16 protein-coding genes and 2 pseudogenes are annotated in these 15,473 nt (G+C 69.2%); 8 read left to right on the top strand and 10 right to left on the bottom strand.

All coding sequences use genetic code 11. From position 1 onward, the window contains the following. Positions 1-570 precede the first annotated feature (570 nt). From IPG68_03090 to IPG68_03070, 5 genes are all read left to right on the top strand, one after another. Positions 571-1,245, top strand: a complete 675-nt coding sequence (locus IPG68_03090; GenBank protein ID MBK6762308.1) for a hypothetical protein — start codon at positions 571-573, stop codon at positions 1,243-1,245. Next, positions 1,245-1,712: a D-tyrosyl-tRNA(Tyr) deacylase gene (locus IPG68_03085; GenBank protein ID MBK6762307.1), complete on the top strand. Its 468-nt coding sequence runs from the start codon at positions 1,245-1,247 to the stop codon at positions 1,710-1,712. The genes IPG68_03090 and IPG68_03085 overlap by 1 nt, the downstream gene beginning before the upstream one ends. Before the next feature lie 103 nt (positions 1,713-1,815). After that, positions 1,816-2,067, top strand: a complete 252-nt coding sequence (locus IPG68_03080; GenBank protein ID MBK6762306.1) for a hypothetical protein — start codon at positions 1,816-1,818, stop codon at positions 2,065-2,067. Positions 2,068-2,313: 246 nt separating this feature from the next. Further along, entirely contained in the window at positions 2,314-3,630 is a 1,317-nt protein-coding gene (locus IPG68_03075) for a bifunctional o-acetylhomoserine/o-acetylserine sulfhydrylase (GenBank protein ID MBK6762305.1), read from the top strand. A gap of 3 nt (positions 3,631-3,633) precedes the next feature. After that, the gene (locus IPG68_03070; GenBank protein ID MBK6762304.1) at positions 3,634-4,740 is read left to right on the top strand and encodes a homoserine O-acetyltransferase; all 1,107 of its coding nucleotides are present in this window, start codon (positions 3,634-3,636) and stop codon (positions 4,738-4,740) included. A 6-nt stretch (positions 4,741-4,746) separates the two neighbouring features. On the opposite strand, the gene IPG68_03065 is transcribed toward IPG68_03070, so the two are convergent. From IPG68_03065 to IPG68_03055, 3 genes are all read right to left on the bottom strand, one after another. Further along, entirely contained in the window at positions 4,747-5,169 is a 423-nt protein-coding gene (locus tag IPG68_03065; GenBank protein ID MBK6762303.1) for a hypothetical protein, read from the bottom strand. 75 nt (positions 5,170-5,244) lie between these two features. After that, positions 5,245-6,030 carry a VOC family protein gene (locus IPG68_03060; GenBank protein MBK6762302.1) on the bottom strand — a complete coding sequence of 262 codons (786 nt, stop codon included), beginning with the start codon at positions 6,028-6,030 and terminating at the stop codon, positions 5,245-5,247. A gap of 17 nt (positions 6,031-6,047) precedes the next feature. Then, on the bottom strand, positions 6,048-6,824 hold the full coding sequence (locus tag IPG68_03055) for a VOC family protein (GenBank protein MBK6762301.1): 777 nt from the start codon (positions 6,822-6,824) through the stop codon (positions 6,048-6,050). Positions 6,825-6,981: 157 nt separating this feature from the next. Here IPG68_03055 and glpK point away from each other — a divergent pair. Next, positions 6,982-8,471: pseudogene (gene glpK, locus IPG68_03050) on the top strand (glycerol kinase GlpK). A gap of 6 nt (positions 8,472-8,477) precedes the next feature. On the opposite strand, the gene IPG68_03045 reads toward glpK, so the two are convergent. Further along, complete coding sequence (locus IPG68_03045) at positions 8,478-9,158, bottom strand: hypothetical protein (GenBank protein MBK6762300.1); 681 nt, start codon at positions 9,156-9,158, stop codon at positions 8,478-8,480. Between the two features lie 46 nt (positions 9,159-9,204). Beyond that, complete coding sequence (locus tag IPG68_03040) at positions 9,205-10,164, bottom strand: GNAT family N-acetyltransferase (GenBank protein MBK6762299.1); 960 nt, start codon at positions 10,162-10,164, stop codon at positions 9,205-9,207. A 68-nt stretch (positions 10,165-10,232) separates the two neighbouring features. Here IPG68_03040 and IPG68_03035 point away from each other — a divergent pair, with 68 nt between their 5' ends. Further along, positions 10,233-11,111: a hypothetical protein gene (locus IPG68_03035; protein MBK6762298.1), complete on the top strand. Its 879-nt coding sequence runs from the start codon at positions 10,233-10,235 to the stop codon at positions 11,109-11,111. A 13-nt stretch (positions 11,112-11,124) separates the two neighbouring features. On the opposite strand, the gene IPG68_03030 is transcribed toward IPG68_03035, so the two are convergent. The 3 genes from IPG68_03030 to IPG68_03020 are packed head-to-tail and all read right to left on the bottom strand — an operon-like array spanning position 11,125 to position 13,146. After that, the gene (locus IPG68_03030; protein MBK6762297.1) at positions 11,125-11,820 is read right to left on the bottom strand and encodes a PIG-L family deacetylase; all 696 of its coding nucleotides are present in this window, start codon (positions 11,818-11,820) and stop codon (positions 11,125-11,127) included. Further along, positions 11,821-12,696, bottom strand: a complete 876-nt coding sequence (locus tag IPG68_03025; protein ID MBK6762296.1) for an SPFH/Band 7/PHB domain protein — start codon at positions 12,694-12,696, stop codon at positions 11,821-11,823. A 21-nt stretch (positions 12,697-12,717) separates the two neighbouring features. Then, on the bottom strand, positions 12,718-13,146 hold the full coding sequence (locus IPG68_03020; protein ID MBK6762295.1) for an NfeD family protein: 429 nt from the start codon (positions 13,144-13,146) through the stop codon (positions 12,718-12,720). Positions 13,147-13,369: 223 nt separating this feature from the next. Here IPG68_03020 and IPG68_03015 point away from each other — a divergent pair, with 223 nt between their 5' ends. Then, positions 13,370-14,299 (top strand): alpha/beta fold hydrolase, encoded by a 930-nt coding sequence (locus IPG68_03015; GenBank protein MBK6762294.1) that lies wholly within the window; start codon positions 13,370-13,372, stop codon positions 14,297-14,299. Here the strand turns inward: IPG68_03015 and IPG68_03010 are convergent. Then, positions 14,296-14,868, bottom strand: a complete 573-nt coding sequence (locus IPG68_03010) for a DUF5063 domain-containing protein (protein MBK6762293.1) — start codon at positions 14,866-14,868, stop codon at positions 14,296-14,298. The two genes, IPG68_03015 and IPG68_03010, sit on opposite strands and share 4 nt — an antisense overlap. Next, a pseudogene (recR, locus tag IPG68_03005) lies at positions 14,861-15,471 on the bottom strand (recombination protein RecR). Before recR ends, IPG68_03010 begins: the two are co-directional and overlap by 8 nt. Positions 15,472-15,473: the final 2 nt, after the last annotated feature.

Genomic DNA, 15,473 nt, shown 5'->3' with positions numbered 1-15,473 from the left:
CCGGGTGTGGGGTGCGCGCTGTCTGCAGCGGGGAGACACCCCATGGCTGGAAGGTGCTGGTCCTAGAGGTCCCGGCGTCATGGTAGCAGCCTGCGGCTGTCCCAACCCCGCTCGGGGCGCCCCCGCCCCCCCGCACGGCGCCCCGCCGGCCAGAGGTGCGGACGTCGGGGAGTGATGCAACCGGTCGTTTTCGCTCCCGGGTGTCCGTTTCGCTCCCGCCTTCGGCTGGGCCGCGCTCCCGCCTTCGGCTGGGCCGGGTGTGGGGTGCGCGCTGTCTGTAGCGGGGGTGCGGCGTCGGCCGCCTTGGCCCGGGTGTCTGGCTCCCGCCTTGGGCTGGGCCGGGTGTGGGGTGCGCGCTGTCTGTAGCGGGGAGAGGTGCGGACGTCGGGGAGTGATGCGGCCGGTCGTTTTCGCTCCCGGGTGTCCGTTTCGCTCCCGCCTTCGGCTGGACGGCGCTCCCGCCTTCGGCTGGACGGCGCTCCCGCCTTGGGCTGGACCGGGGTCCCTCCCGCAGGCGCTTCGCCGGGGCGGGCTGAGTCCGCAGCAACGTGGCAGGTGCACCATGGAGGAATGGGAAAGCGACCAGGGCTCAGTGGTGCGGTCTTCGACGACTTGGAACGGTGGTCGTCGCTGGGTATGGGGCTGGCCTCGCTCGCCTCCGGCTACACCCGTTCCCGCATGGCGCCCGCGGCATCCCGCGAGACCCGCGAACCCGAAGTGGTCACCCTCACGGATCTCATCGCCGTGCTGCCGGGCGCTGCGGCCAGCCTCGCCGCGGCGCTGCAGTCCACCCTGTTCGACGTGGTGGCCCACCTCGAGCACTACTTCAACCGTGCGTCGGCGATGGCGTCCCACGTTGAGTTCACCGACCGCCCGGTCCGCCTGTTGCACGCCTGGCTCAGCGATCTGGACCAGCAGTTCCAGCGCAAGCAGGCCGAGCGGGCCGAGGTCGCCGCGGAGTTTCTGGCCACGGTGGGCCCGGAGACCACCGCCGAACTGCTGTCGCGTGTGGACATGAACGTGGTGCTCAGCGAAGTGGACATGGACGCCCTCGTGGAGAGGGTGACGCTGGAGCGGGTCCTGGAGAAGGTCGACTTCAATGCGGTGGTGGCCGATGCGCTGGCGCAGATCGACCCGACCGACCTGACCGGGGTGTTGGCCACCTCGACGGTGGATTCCATCCGCACCCTCCCCGGAGCCGCCACCCGGATGGCCGGGCGGGTCGTGCGCCGGCCCGGGATCTGATGCGCGCACTCGTGCAGCGCGCCGACGGCGCGTCGGTCGGCGTGGCTGGGGAGGTCGTGGGTGGCTTCGACGGCCCCGGGCTGGTTGTCCTCGTGGGCGTGACGCACACCGATACCCCGGAGTTGGCCGCCCGGCTTGCGAACAAGGTCTGGGGCGCCCGCCTCTTCGATCGCGACCGCCTGTCTGCTGTCTGCGTGCCGCCGGGCGGTCCGGTGGAACTCTCGGCGTCCGATCTCGGCCTGCCCCTGCTGGTGATCAGTCAGTTCACCCTGTACGCCAACACCGGGAAGGGCCGCCGCCCGACGTGGGACGCCGCCGCGCCCCGCCCGGTGGCCGAACCGCTGGTGGACGCCTTCGCCGAGGCCCTGCGCAGCGCGGGCGCGCAGGTGTCGACAGGCAGGTTCGGCGCCGACATGCAGGTGCGCCTGACCAATGACGGGCCCATAACGGTTCTGTTCGAGGTGTGAAGACGGCCCGTCCGCAGGGTAGATTCGCCCTGAACGTCGCGGTTGGAGAGCCATGGACCTGTTCGGATGGACGTGGCTGTTCCGCCGCAGACCGGAGGAGCACGTGACCGATCACAGGGGGACTGAGTCCCCGGCCAAGGATGGGTCCGGCACCCCCGGCGCGCGGTATCAGGGGGACTTCAGCCCCGAGAACCTGGCCTTCGACTCCAACCTGCAGGAGTTCGCCCAGCGCGTGGCGTACGTCTGCGCTCTGGAGACCGCCGGCAAGATGACCCCGGACGAGGCCCACACCCGCATCCGCGACCTGTACGAGACGTTGACCCGCACCCACAAGGGCCTCGGCATCGGCGAATGACCGGACCCCCCTTCCGCGCTGCGTCCACTCTGTGTCAGACTTCTGCACAACGCACCGGAAGGAGGGTTTCGACGATGAACGGCCGGCTCATGTGTATGTGTTGCCGAATGATCTCCATCGTCGGGGCCTGAGCGACGTCACTGCGTTCCCCGGCGAGAAGCCCGGGGCTTTTCCTTTTTCGGTGCGTGAAGCGCCCGGGCTGATTCCGACTCCGGCACCGACCGAAATCAGAAAAGGAACACATCCATGAGCGACGCCTGGTCCTTCGAAACCAAGCAGATCCACGCCGGCCAGACGCCCGATGAGGCGACCAACGCGCGGGCCCTACCGATCTATCAGACCACCAGCTACACCTTCAACGACACCACTCATGCCGCGAACCTGTTCGCCCTCAAGGAACTGGGCAACATCTACACGCGGATCATGAACCCGACCCAGGCGACGGTGGAGGACCGGATCGCTGCCCTCGAGGGCGGCGTCGGGGGCCTGCTGGTTGCCAGCGGTCAGGCTGCCGAGACCCTCGCGATCTTGAACGTGGCCGAGGCCGGCGACCACATCGTGTCCAGCCCGAGTCTCTACGGCGGTACCTACAACCTGTTCCACTACACCCTGCCGAAGTTCGGCATCGAGGTGTCGTTCGTCGAGAACCCGGACGACCCGCAGTCGTGGCGGGATGCCATCAAGCCGAACACGAAGGCCTTCTTCGGGGAGAGCATCTCCAATCCGAAGAACGACATCCTCGACATCGAGGCGATCGCGAAGGTCGCCCACGAGTTCGGGGTGCCGCTGATCGTGGACAACACCGTGGCGACCCCCTACCTCGTGCAGCCCCTGAAGTGGGGCGCCGACGTGGTGGTGCACTCGGCCACGAAGTACATCGGCGGGCACGGCACGGCGGTCGCCGGAGTGATCGTGGACGGTGGCACATTCGACTACGCGCAGTACCCCGAGCGCTACCCGAACTTCAACGAGCCCGACCCGAGTTACCACGGCCTGGTTTACGCCCGCGACCTCGGTGTGGGTTCGCAGTTCGGTGCGAACCTCTCGTTCATCCTCAAGGCGCGCGTGCAGTTGCTCCGCGATCTCGGGGCCGCGGTCGCGCCGTTCAACGCCTGGCTCATCTCGCAGGGTCTGGAGACGTTGAGCCTGCGGGTCGAGCGGCATGTGCAGAATGCGCAGGCCGTCGCCGAGTGGCTCGAGGGCCGCGACGAGGTCGAGTCGGTGAACTACGCGGGCCTGCCGAGCAGCCCGTGGCACGAGACGGGTCGCAAGTACGCCCCGAACGGTACCGGCGCGGTGTTGGCCTTCGAGATCGTCGGTGGCATCGAGGCGGGCAAGCGCTTCGTCGAGGCACTTGAACTGCACAGCCACGTGGCCAACATCGGCGACGTCCGCAGCCTGGTGATCCACCCGGCATCGACCACGCACTCGCAGTTGAGCCCGGAGGAGCAGGCGGCTGCCGGTGTCACGCCCGGCCTGGTGCGGCTGGCGGTCGGGATCGAGAACATCAGCGACATCCTGGCCGACCTCGAGGCGGGGTTCCGCGCAGCGAAAGAGGCCTGAGCGATGAGCACCTCCGGCGGGTGGCGCGAGGGGGATCCAGTTGCCTGGCGGCGGTTCGCCGATCTTGGTGCGATGGATCTGGAGCTCGGCGCCCACCTGCCGGAGGTGCGCGTCGCCTACGAGACGTGGGGAACGTACAACGGCAACAACGCGGTACTGGTGCAGCACGCCCTGACCGGCGACGCCCATGCTGCCGGGCCGACGGGCCCAGGGCAGCCGACCGCCGGATGGTGGGACGCTCTCATCGGTCCCGGTAACGCGATCGACACCCGGCGCTGGTTCGTGGTGTCGTCGAACGTGCTCGGCGGGTGTCAGGGAACGACCGGGCCGTCGACGCCTGCGCCGGACGGAGCCACCTACGGTTCGCGCTGGCCGCGCATCACGATCCGCGACCAGGTGGCCGTGGAGGTTGCTCTGGCCGACGCCCTCGGCATCGACCATTTCACCGCCGTCATGGGTGGGTCCATGGGCGGCATGCGCACGCTGGAGTGGATCGTCCAGCATCCCGAGCGGGTGGGCACGGCTCTGGTCATGGCGACCTCGGCGGCGGCCACCGCCGACCAGATCGCGACACAGAACATCCAGATCCAGGCGATCCAGGCCGACCCGGACTGGCAGGGCGGCGACTACTACGCCACCGGCCGCAGCCCCCTGACCGGCATGGGCATCGCCCGGCGGATCGCGCATCTGACCTACCGGACCGAGCGTGAGCTGGCCGCCCGGTTCGGCCGGGATCACCAGCTTGGCGAGGATGCGTTGTCTGATGGGCGCTTCGCGGTGCAGTCCTACCTGGACCACCAGGCGGAGAAGTTGACCCGCCGCTTCGACCCCGGCAGCTACGTCGCACTGTCGGACGCGATGAGTCTGCACGACATCCACCGCGGCCGGGGCGCGGATGTGCTGCGCCGGGTGCAGGTGCCCACGCGGGTCGTCGGCATCACGTCGGATCGGCTCTACCCGTTGTACCTACAGCAAGAACTCGCCGACGAACTGGGCGTGGACCTCGACGTGGTCGAGTCACCGTTCGGCCACGACGGATTCCTGCTCGAAGACGATGCGATCGGCCGCGTGGTGTCTGACCTGCTGGCCCCCACGGCCACCCCCTGCTGACAACGCTCAGCGCATCGTCGCGTAGGTGCTCGGGGTACCGGTTACGCCGAACTGCTTGCGGGCCGCTTCCACGGCCGCGCGGAACGTCGCCCGGGCATCCTGCATCCGGGCATGCGCGGCAGCGCGCAGCGGCGCGGTCTCGGCGGCGTACACATTCCAGGCGGCGTCACGTTCGGCATCGGTGGTGGCGTCCAGCAGCGCCAGGCGCAGTCGTCGGTGTGCCGCGCGCGTCGCGTCGCGGTAGCTCATGAGAATGCGCCGGCGCTCCTCGCGGTACCCGTCGGCCGCCAGTTGCGCGGCGGCCCGGAATCCTTGACGCGCGCCCTGTGCGACCGGTGCCGGTGGTGTGGTCGCTCCGGCCACCTGCCCGGTGAGCAGGACTGCAGAGGCCGTGAAGACAGATGCTGCTGTCTGACGCCATGGCTTCATGGCTCCATCCCCCCATGGCACCGCCCGTACGTCAAGGCGGGTTCCGATAGTTAACCGGGCGCGTACCCGGCTGGACTAGCGCTCGGACACGACGTAGAAGCGCCCACCGTTGGGGTCGAGGATGCCCGCCACCACGCTGGTGGCGGTCTCGTGGGGCGCGACGAACACTTTGCCACCGAGGTCCAGCGCGGTGGTTACCGTCGCCTGCGCGTCAGTCACGGCGAAGTACACCTGCCACACGGCCGGGATCTCCTCGGGGACGTTGCGCGGCATGTCCTCGGCGCCGGCGTTGGTCTGGTCGTCGCCCGGCTTGCCGGGAAGATGGGCGACCTTGTACCCCGCCTTGTGCCCCGCGGTCCCATCGGTCCACTCCCAGCCGAAGACCTGCTCGTAGAAGGGCATGGCGGCGGCCAGGTCCCGGGTCTGCAGTTCGTTCCACGTCAGGGTGCCGGGTTCGTTCAGCACATCGGCGCCCTGGTGGGCGTAGGGCTGCCAGATGCCGAGCAGCCCGCCGCTGGGGTCCATGATGTTTGCGAGCCGGCCCTGGTCGGTGACGTCCATGGCGGCCATCATCACTTGGCCGCCAGCGCTGCGGACGCGTTCACAGGTGGCGTCGGCGTCGTCCACGATCACGTACGAGACCCACTGCGGGAGCAGGCCCTCCGCGGACATCTCCGGGGGCATCGGGCTCATCCCCGCGACAAGTTGGCCGTCGAGGAAGAACTGCGTGTAGTGCGCCCCCATGTCCTCGGTGCGATCCACGGCATGCCAGCCGAACAGCCCGCAATAGAACGTGCGAGCCCGCTGTTCGTCCGAGGTGAACGTGTCGGCCCAGCCGAACATCCCAGGGGTATGAAGCATGACCCCAGGTTATGCGGTCAGCCCCCGAAGGACCCCACCAGGAACATCCCGCCGGTCGGGTCGATCAAGCCCCCGAACCTCCCGGGCCCCATCTGCATCGCCGGCAGGAACACCTGGGCACCGAGGCCCTGGGCGGCCGCCATTGAGGTGTCGCAGTCCGACACGGCGAAGTAGACCATCCACAGGTTGGGGGCCTCGTCGGGCACGCCCGGTGGCATGGACATGGCGCCGGCGTTGGACTTGTCCTCGCCGGGCTTGCCGGGGAGGTTCGCCACCTTGTATCCGTCGTCGGGGCCGTCGGCCCACTCCCAGCCGAAGACCGTCTCGTAGAAGGGCAGGACAGTCTCGAGGTCGCGCGTCTGCAGCTCGTTCCAGGTCAGCGAGCCTGGTTCGTTGAACAGGTCCGCGCCCTCGTGGCTACCCGGCTGCCACAGCCCCAACGCCGCCCCGGACGGGTCGGCCAGCATGGCCATCCGCCCCTGGTCCATCACGTCCATCGGTGGCATCGTGACCTTGCCGCCGGCCGCCTCGGCCTTGGCTGCGGTGTCGTCGGCGTCCTCGACCAGGACATAGGAGTTCCAGAAGGCGCCTACCTCCGGTGGCACCCCCGGCATCATCGGGCTCAGCCCGCAGACCAGCTTGCCGTCCTTGAAGAACTGGGTGTACGGCGGACCCATGGGGGTCGGCTGGTCGGTGTGGGTCCAGCCGAACAGCCCCTCGTAGAACTCCGTTGCGCGCCGGGGGTCCCGGGTCATGACGTCGACCCAGCCGAACAGCCCATTCGTGTACCGCATGATGTCTCCTCTCCTCTGCGCTGCCCACGCTACGCAGGGGGTGGGACATCGGCGCAAGGGTCGAACGGCCAGTCTCAGCGGGGCCCCGGCAGATCCTGCGTCCGACGGGCCGGGCCACTAGGTTTGTGCCTACGAGTGGAGGTACCCAGTGACGATCATGGCCATCGATCAAGGCACCACGTCCAGCCGGGCGATCATCTTCGACGCCGGCGGCACCCCGCTGGCCATGGACCAGAGGGAACACGAACAGATCTTCCCGCGCGCGGGATGGGTGGAGCACGACCCGATGGAGATCTGGCACAACACCCGCGAGGTGATGGGTGGCGCGCTGGGGAAGTCCAACCTCTCGCTGTCGGAGATCACCGCTGTGGGCATCACGCAGCAACGTGAGACCACGGTGGTGTGGAACCGGACCACGGGTCTGCCGGTGTACAACGCCATCGTCTGGCAGGACACCCGCACCCAGGGGATCTGCGACGACCTGGCCGAGACGGTCGGGGAGCAGCGCTTCCGGGCGACCACCGGGCTGCCGCTGGCGACGTACTTCAGCGGCCCGAAGGTGCGGTGGATCCTCGACAACGTACCCGGCGCCCGCTCGCAGGCAGAGGCCGGTGAGTTGCTGATGGGGACGATCGACACGTGGTTGTTGTGGAACCTCACCAACGGCCGGGTTCACGCCACCGACCCCAGTAACGCCTCCCGCACGCTGCTCATGAACCTCGACACGCTGCAGTGGGACCCGGGCCTGGCCGAGGCCGTGGGCGTGCCCAGCGTGATGCTGCCGGAGATCCGCAGTTCCTCGGAGGTGTACGGCGAGGTGCTCAGCCCGGCGTCGATGCGCGGCGTGCCCATCGCGGGCATCCTCGGCGACCAGCAGGCGGCCACCTTCGGTCAGGCCTGCTTGAGCCCCGGGGAGGCGAAGAACACCTACGGCACCGGCAACTTCCTGCTGCTGAACACCGGGACCGAGAAGGTCCTCAGCGACAACGGCCTGCTCACCACCGTCTGCTACAAGTTGGGCGCGGCACCGGCGATTTACGCCCTCGAGGGGTCGATCGCGGTGACCGGCAGCCTCATCCAGTGGCTCCGGGACAATCTCGGCATCATCGACGAGGCTCCCGAGGCGGAGACGCTCGCGCGGTCGGTGGATGACAACGGCGACTGCTACTTCGTGCCGGCCTTCAGCGGGTTGTTCGCGCCCTACTGGCGGGGCGATGCCGGGGGGCCATCGTCGGGTTGACGCGCTTCATCAACAAAGGTCACATCGCCAGGGCCGCACTGGAAGCAGCCGCGTACCAGTCCCGCGAGGTGATCCAGGCGATGGAGGCCGACAGCGGCGTGCGTCTGACCACCCTCAAGGTCGACGGCGGCATGGTGCTCAACGAGTTGCTCATGCAATTCCAGTGCGACATCCTCGGCGTGCCGGTGGTGCGCCCGCGGACGATCGAGACGACCGCGCTGGGGGCGGCGTACGCCGCCGGACTGGCCGTGGGCTTCTGGGAGGACGAAACCGCGATCCGGACCAACTGGGCCGAGGGCAAGCGGTGGGAGCCGGAGATGTCCGTCGAGGACCGCGAGCGGCTGTTCACGCGGTGGCGCCAGGCGGTCACCCGTACGTTCGACTGGGTGCCCACCGGCAACGGGTGATCCCCCTCAGGCGGGAGTCTGCTGCATGACCGGCTCGCCGAGGTCGAGGTCCGGGAACCAGGTGGCCAGGACCTCGCGCACCCGCAGGTCGATCTGCACGAGGACCTCGGCCACGTCAGTCGGGGGCAGGCCTTCGAGGTGGCTGATGGCGCGCCATTCGATGCGTTCCACACCCTCGCGCTCCGGCAGTGCGTCAGCGGTGGTGTCCCCCACGATGATCAGGTGGTCGGCGTCGTCCAGCATGGACGGCGCGAAGGCCTGAGGCGGGTCCGTGAGGTGCACACCGCGCGACGCCAGCCCCTCGGTCACCTCGGTGAGCACGTGACCTTTGGGGGCCACCCCGGCCGAGACGATGTAGAGCATGCCGGGGGCGTAGTAGCGCAGGAGGGCGGCGGCCGCCTGGGAGCGCCCGATGTTGTCCTGGCAGACGATGAGGACCTCGGGTTTGGTCAGTAGCGTGCGACTGGCGTCAGCCTGCTCCGCGCGGACGCGCTGGAGGGCCGCCCGGCCGACGATCACCGGCAGGTAGGTCGTCAGTTTCGCGTCGCGTGCCAGCTTCGCGTAGAGGTCGTCGACGATGGCCGCCAGGTTCTCCCGGGGGATCGCCCCACCGGTGTGATTGACCAGGCCGTCCACGACGTTGCGCAACTGTACGTCCACTTGCGGGTCCCGCACGATTTCATCCACGGTCGCATTCTGATCAATCACGCAGCATGTGTCCAACGGCGGGTGGTCACAGGCGGGTGCGCCAGGCCGTGTAGCGCTGGTCGCGCAGCATGCCGACGCTCTCGTAGAGCGCGGTGGCCCCGGTGGGGTTGGTGGCATCGCAGTGCAGGGACGTCCCCGCGTAGCCGAGCGAGGCGTCGCGCGCGAACGCATCATGCAGCAGGAACCGGGCGATCCCCCGGCCCCGGTAATCCCGCAGTACGGCCAGGCTGGCCACGTACCCGAGGCGGTGGGCCGCGTACCGCTTGCTGCCCAGGCACAGCCCCACGCAGCGGTCCCCGGTGAAGGCCAGCCGCCACTGCCCGAAGTCGGTGGTCTCGTCGACGAAGTTCTCGCGGAAGACCTCGAACGGCTCGGGGTGGAAGTCGTAGTGGTCCAAGAACGCCGTGGTGATGACGTCGTGGATCGCTTCCCAGTCGGACTGCACCATCGTCCGCACACTGATCCCGGTCGGTGGTTCGGGTGCGACCGGCGCCGCGTCGAAGTCCAGACGCATGCGCAGGTACACGCGGTGCTGCTCGTAGCCGAGGTCGCCGAATGCGGCCTCCACGTCGGTGTCCCCGTCGAAACTCTCCGACTTCACCCAGGCCGGCTCCGGCGGGCCGAGCGCGGCCGCGTAGGCCCGAGCAGCTGACAGCAGGCAGGTCGCGACGTCCTGACGGGCGGGCGCCTCGGGGTGGATGAACAGGTCGAGGTACAGCCCAGATGCGTGCTCGAGGGCGTCGTACGCAAGCGCCACGGCGGCAAGTCGGTCGGCGTCCCACAGCGCGACGGTTCCGCGCGCGCCGTGCAGTTCCGGGGCCCGTAGCGCCCCGAGCATCTCGGTGCGATTGCACTGCGTGACACCGAAAGCGGCCGACTCCACATCGCGGCCGAGTTCCACGAGACGGTCGAGGTGGTCGTCGGCCACCTGCGTCACCCGCAACCCCGGCGGGACCCGGGTGGCATGCATGGCGAGGTTGGACACGACCGACAGGCAACCACAGGTGAGGGGCTTCGCGCGCGGAGGTTTCCCCGGGGGTCGAGTATGGACCTGTGAAGCGTGCGATGTGGCTGGTTCTGGTGGTCCTGCTCGCGGGGTGTTCGGGCGGGGCGGCGACCTCGGAGCCGGAGCCGGCCCCCACCTGCGACCCGGGGCCGCCCGGTACCCGGGAGGTCACAGTGGGCAAGCGCTCCTTCCTGCTGCACGTCCCGACCGACTTCCGCAACCCCTCGCCGGTGGTGTTCACGTTCCACGGCCGGGGTTCCAACGCCCAGCAGCAACTGCTGCTCACCGGTTTCGAGCAGGTCGCGGAGGAGGGGCGGTTCCTGGTCGTGGCCCCGCAGGCCATCGGCGGCCGGTGGCAGTTCGGGGGCCGGGATGCCGCGTATCTGCGCGCGGTCGGTGCGGCGGTGCCGTGTATGGATCCCACCCGCGCCTACGCCTCCGGGATGTCGATGGGCTCGGCGATGACCTTCGCCCTGGCCTGCGCGCCAGAGCGCAAGTTCGCGGCGTTCGGCGGGGTCGCGCTCACGCTGTACGAGCCGCAGTGCGCCGCCACCCCGCCGGCACCGATCATCTACTTCCACGGCACCGCCGACCAGGTCGTCCCCTTCCGGGGCGGACAGCCACAGGGCGAGGATGTGGACCTGCCGGCGGTCCCGGTGGCCATGGCCGAATGGGCCGAGCACAACGGGTGCACGGCGGACACGGTGCAGAAGGCGGGCAAGGACGTCACGCTGCGGGAATGGACCGACTGCGACGCCGGTGCCGACGTGGAGTATTACCGCGTGCGCGGCGGTGGGCACACCTGGCCGGGCGCGGCGGAGTTCATCGCCGATGCCATCGCACCGCAGCTGGGGAAGACCACGCAGAGCGTCGACGCCTCCCGGTTGATGTGGGAGTTCTTCGACAACTACCAGTTGCCGGCGTGACAGCGGGCCCGCCTCAGAACCGCCAGACCTCCACGGCGAGGGCCGCCGGCACCCCGACCCTCGCGCCGGTCTGTTCCAGGAAGGCCCGCAGGAACTCGGGGTCGGCCATGGGATGCTCGCCCAGCCCCTCCAGATAGGCGCGGTGCTCACGCAGCGACGCCACGGCCAGGTCCACGCCGGCGGACACGTCCAGTACATGTGTGGCCTGCGGCGACCCGGCCACCAGGGCCAGTTTCGCGGAGTGCGGCGCGGCGCCCGGGAAGATCCAGCGGTTGCCGGCATCGGCCACCGCATCCAGGGCCGCCGCCCCCACGATCCGGTGGTCGGCGCTGTTGCGCGCCCCGGGCGACCACGACTCGCGGTGATTGAACAGCAGCAGCGTGTCCGGACGGTGCCGCCGGATCGCACCGGCGAATTCGCGGCGCAGCGCGAGGGCGTCGTGGACCGTTCCATCCGGATGCTCCAGGAACTCCACCACCTCGACACCCAGGACCGCCGCGCTGCGCCGTTGCTCCTCCTCGCGCACGCGGGCCGCAGTGGCCGGCTCCATGCCGTCGATCCCGGCCTCCCCGCGCGTGGCCAGCAGGTACCTGCAGTCGGCGCCGGCGGCGCTCCACACAGCGACCGCAGCCGCGGCGCCGTACTCGATGTCGTCCGGGTGGGCGACGATCGCGAGCACCCGGTGTGGTGCGTGCTCGAGCAGTTCCATCTACGCCGGCGGCTTGTTCTGGAACGCGCCGGCGAAGTTCTGCAACGCCCCGGTCAACTCCGCGGGCACCACCCAGACCTTGTTCGACTCACCCTTCGCGATCTCCGGCAGGGCCTGCAGGTACTGGTAGGCGAGCAGTTTCGGGTCGGGATCGGCAGCGTGGATGGCGTCGAACACCTTCTGCACCGCCAGGGCCTCGCCCTCGGCGCGCAGGATGGCGGACTGCTTGTCACCCTCGGCCCGCAGAACCGTGGCCTGCTGCTCACCTTGGGCGGTGAGGATCTGTGACTGCTTGAAGCCCTCAGCCGTGAGGATCGCCGCGCGCCGGTCCCGCTCCGCGCGCATCTGCTTCTCCATGGACTCCTGCACGCTCGGCGGCGGGTCGATGGCTTTCAGCTCGACGCGGTTCACGCGGATACCCCACTTGCCGGTGGCCTCATCGAGGACTCCGCGCAGCTGGCTGTTGATCTGGTCGCGCGAGGTCAGGGTCGCTTCCAGGTCCATGCTCCCGACCACGTTGCGCAAGGTCGTGACCGTCAACTGCTCGACTCCCCAGATGTAGTTCTGGATCTCGTAGGTGGCGGCCTTCGGGTCGGTCACCTGGAAGTAGATGACCGAGTCGATGCTCACCACGAGGTTGTCCTCGGTGATGACCGGCTGGGGCTGGAAGCTCACCACCTGCTCGCGCAGGTCCAGCCGGGAGGTGATCTTGTCCACGAAGGGGATCAGGATGTGCAGACCGGCCTGCAACGTGCGGCTGTATCGCCCGAGGCGTTCGACCACACAGGCCTGCGCCTGCGGCACGATCCGCACCGTCTTGGCGATGACGATGATCAGGAAGAGCAGGACGAGCAGCACCACCACGGCACTGACGATTGCTGCGTTCACGGGTTCTCCTCAGTAGGGGCGGATGATCGCGGTGGCTCCGCGGATCTCGACGACGGTTCCGGTGGCGCCTTCTTGGATCGGGTCCCAGGCTTCTTCCATTTGTGCCGACCAGATCTCGCCGCCGATTTTCACACGGCCGCTGTCGGCGGTGACTTCCTCCAGCACGGTCACGCGCTGACCGATGAGGGCGTCCACCCCGGTGAGCGCGGCAGGCCCGGAGTTCAGGTGGCGCAGGGCGATGGGCCGGACCGCGAAGATGCCGAGCACAGCGACGGCGGCAGCCGCACCGGCCTGCACGATGAAGGGCGCACCCACTGCGGCAGCGCCGGCCCCGGCCAGCGCACCGGCGGCGAGCATGATCAGCACGAAGTCGAGGCTCATGACCTCGGCGATGCCGAACACGACGGCGGCGATGAGCCAGAAAACCGCTGCAGACACGGGCACCTCCCTTTGTCCCAGCCTATGGGGCGCGGGGCTCAGCGGGAAATCCGCCACAAGTGGGCGGCCCGAGGGGGGTATCAGGCGATGACGCCCAGTTGTGGGCCCGGTATGTCCACTCTTGGGTGCTTTGCCCACCCGGAGCATCACCACAAGTGGGCGCGGAAGGACCGTTCGCGCCCACTTGTGGTGTCGGGGTCGGGGAGCCGTACCCTGAGGGCCAATGGATGCGTTCGTGCCGCGGCGAGGGTGGGCCAATGCCCACCTGCAGACCACCCGTAGCCGGCTGCGGCCGGCCCGGGTGCCCCTGCCCGAGCCGCAACTGGTGCTGGTGCCCATGCCCGACGGCACCGGCGATCGGTTGGCGCTGCTGCTGCACGAGGTGCGGTCGGACCTGCCGCTGGTGCTGGTCATCCATGGCCTCGGGGGCAGCGCGGAGTCCGACTACGTGCGCTTGCTGACCGCAGGGTTGCTGGGTGCGGGGTTCGCGGTGGGCCGGCTGGATCTGCGGGGGGCGGGCACCGGTGAGTACGCCGCAGGCATGTACCACGGCGGCAAGACCGAGGACGTGCGCGCAGTCATCGAGGCGCTGGACCGGCCAGTGGCTGTGGTGGGCTTCTCCCTCGGGGGCAACCTCGCCATCAAACTGCTCGGCGAGCACACCCCCGGGGTGCTGGCCGGCGTGGCCGTGTCGGCGCCGCTGGATCTGGCGGTCAGCGTCGAACACCTGCATCACCGGGCCGGAGGGTTCTACGAGAAGTTCCTCGTGCGCAGCCTGCGCAGGGAGGCGCTGCGTGCCGGCGCGCGCTACACCCCCGAGGAGCGGGTGGCCCTCATGGCGGCCAAGAACATGGTCGACTTCGACAACGCCCTGACCGCCCCGCGGCACGGGTGGCGGGACGCCGCGGAGTACTACGAGGTGAACTCCAGCATCCACTACCTGCCCAAGATCGAGGTTCCACTGCTGGTGATCCACTCCCAGGACGACCCGATGGTCCCGCTGGGGCCGTACCGGTCCGTGGACTGGAGCGCCCTGCCCACCACCCGGCTGATCCTCACCAGCCACGGCGGACACGTGGGGTTCCACGCCCGCGGTGACGTGCCCTTCTACGTACCGGCGGCGGTGCAGTTCCTGGCCAGGAACACCTCTTAGCGCGTCTCGAGATCCAGGCGCAGGTGCGAGATCATCGAGCGCAGCGCGGCCTGCGCGTTGAGCACGTCCTCGCCCCAACTCGACAGGTACGCGTACTGCCACCACCACAGCGCCTCGATGGGACGGCCGGCCGCGTAGTGGCCGAAGCCGTGGTTGAGGTCGGTGACGATACCCGACAGGTCGTCGGACAGCGAGGCCTCCACGATCTCCGGCACCGGGAAGTAGGGGTCGTCGACGCGGTGGTAGCGGTCGGCGTGGCTGAAGACGTCGGACAGCCGCAGCCGCAGTCCGTCCACCTCGGGCTCACCGCCGGTGTCGGGCTCCCAGCGGCCCTCCGGGACGATGTCGGTCAGCGCACCCAGCCGGGCTCCGTGCGCGGCCAACTGTGATGTGTGCAGCAGCAGCAGCGCGATCGCGCTGTCGCCGAGGTCGCCGGCCGCGACCCGTTCGACCGCCACCACGAAGTCCTGGACCGCCATGGCCATCTCGTCTGCGATCTCGAGGGCCGTCGCGTCGACCGGGGTGGGCATGGCGGACACTGACACCTCGTCGCCGGGTAGCTCAGGCATCGATCCTCCTTCGTCCTGCGAACGCCCTTCCGAGCGTCACCTCATCGGCCAGTTCCAGGTCGCCACCCATCGGCAGCCCACTGGCCAACCGTGTCACGGTCACCCCGATGGTGGCCAACTGACGCCCGAGATAGGCAGCGGTCGCCTCACCCTCGGTGTTCGGGTCCGTGGCCAGGATGACCTCTTCGACCCTGCCGTCGGCCAGGCGGGTGAACAACTCCCGGATGTGCAACTGGTCCGGGCCGATCCCGCGCATGGGGTCCAGCACCCCGCCGAGCACGTGGTAGCGACCGGTGAACTCCCGCGTGCGCTCGATCGCGATGACGTCCTTGGGCTCCTCGACGACACACAGCACCGCCGGATCGCGGGTCTCGTCCCGGCACACCCGGCACAACGGACCCTCGGCCGTGTTGAAACACACCTCGCAGATGCTCAGCCGGTCCTTCACGGCCAGCAGGGCGGCACCGAGCGCCTCCACCTCCTCGCGGTCGGCCTCCAGCAGGTGGTAGGCGATCCGCTGGGCGCCCTGGGTCCGACCGCGGGAAGGCGGACCAACTGGTCGATGAGGTCCTGCAGGACGTTCTCGTACGAGGTCTGATACATCG

The organism is Micrococcales bacterium (assembly GCA_016703125.1).
In the GTDB taxonomy this organism is placed as follows: Bacteria; Actinomycetota; Actinomycetes; order S36-B12; family UBA10799; genus JADKAV01.
The sequence above is the reverse complement of the archived record's forward strand: the minus strand, read 5'-3'. Positions and strand labels throughout refer to the sequence as shown.

Bases quoted from the DNA above. Each gene is read 5' to 3' on its own strand.
- IPG68_03015 (MBK6762294.1), top strand. From the start codon at position 13,370: ATGGATGCGTTCGTGCCGCGGCGAGGGTGGGCCAATGCCCACCTGCAG.
- IPG68_03010 (MBK6762293.1), bottom strand. From the start codon at position 14,868: ATGCCTGAGCTACCCGGCGACGAGGTGTCAGTGTCCGCCATGCCCACC.
- IPG68_03055 (MBK6762301.1), bottom strand. From the start codon at position 6,824: ATGCGGTACACGAATGGGCTGTTCGGCTGGGTCGACGTCATGACCCGG.
- IPG68_03075 (MBK6762305.1), top strand. From the start codon at position 2,314: ATGAGCGACGCCTGGTCCTTCGAAACCAAGCAGATCCACGCCGGCCAG.
- IPG68_03060 (MBK6762302.1), bottom strand. From the start codon at position 6,030: ATGCTTCATACCCCTGGGATGTTCGGCTGGGCCGACACGTTCACCTCG.
- IPG68_03070 (MBK6762304.1), top strand. From the start codon at position 3,634: ATGAGCACCTCCGGCGGGTGGCGCGAGGGGGATCCAGTTGCCTGGCGG.
- IPG68_03030 (MBK6762297.1), bottom strand. From the start codon at position 11,820: ATGGAACTGCTCGAGCACGCACCACACCGGGTGCTCGCGATCGTCGCC.
- IPG68_03085 (MBK6762307.1), top strand. From the start codon at position 1,245: ATGCGCGCACTCGTGCAGCGCGCCGACGGCGCGTCGGTCGGCGTGGCT.
- IPG68_03065 (MBK6762303.1), bottom strand. From the start codon at position 5,169: ATGAAGCCATGGCGTCAGACAGCAGCATCTGTCTTCACGGCCTCTGCA.
- IPG68_03090 (MBK6762308.1), top strand. From the start codon at position 571: ATGGGAAAGCGACCAGGGCTCAGTGGTGCGGTCTTCGACGACTTGGAA.